General features: G+C 64.1%; 2 protein-coding genes. One reads left to right on the top strand and one right to left on the bottom strand.

The genetic code is table 11. The features are described 5' to 3' along the window. On the bottom strand, positions 1–355 hold a 355-nt coding region (locus EN750_RS38490; RefSeq protein WP_189526877.1), incomplete at its 3' end, for an HAD-IIB family hydrolase. Here EN750_RS38490 and EN750_RS40200 point away from each other — a divergent pair. Continuing rightward, the coding region (locus EN750_RS40200; RefSeq protein ID WP_210212816.1) for a hypothetical protein at positions 281–493 on the top strand (213 nt) is incomplete at its 3' end. The genes EN750_RS38490 and EN750_RS40200 overlap by 75 nt on opposite strands.

Here is a 493-nt window from a genome sequence, read left to right as displayed (position 1 = left end):
GCTCGATATAGGCCCCGCGACCGAGCTCGGCCTCGATCTCGTCGGCAAGGGCTGCGATATCCGCCGGCTCGTCCGCGATTTCGACGTCGTCGTCCGGCAGGAGCCGATGTTCCAGGCCATAGAGCCCGGCGGCGCGTAGTTTCAAAGGCTGAAACAGATGGTCGACGGCCGAAACGGACCGGCCCGTGATGAACGCCAACGCCCCGTTCAGCTTGCGGTCCAGGCCTTGCAGCAAGGAGCGAAGCTCGTCGCTGACCGAGACTGCGTCCGGGTGCTCGGCATGTTCCAGCAACGTGCCGTCGATGTCGAGGAACAATGCCCATTCGCCGGCCAGCACAGGCTGCGGTTTCTCCATGACGGCCTGCGGCTTTTGCAGGGTCTCGCCAATCATCTTCTGCAGCGTATCGCTCATGACATCGCCATCCGTCTGCGCTCAAAGATGGAGACGACATTGTCGACGCTGGGCGGCGGGTCGCCGGCGGCACCGGTTACC

Source organism: Mesorhizobium sp. M7A.F.Ca.ET.027.03.2.1, assembly GCF_003999175.1.
Classification (GTDB): domain Bacteria; phylum Pseudomonadota; class Alphaproteobacteria; order Rhizobiales; family Rhizobiaceae; genus Mesorhizobium.
The sequence above is the reverse complement of the archived record's forward strand: the minus strand, read 5'-3'. Positions and strand labels throughout refer to the sequence as shown.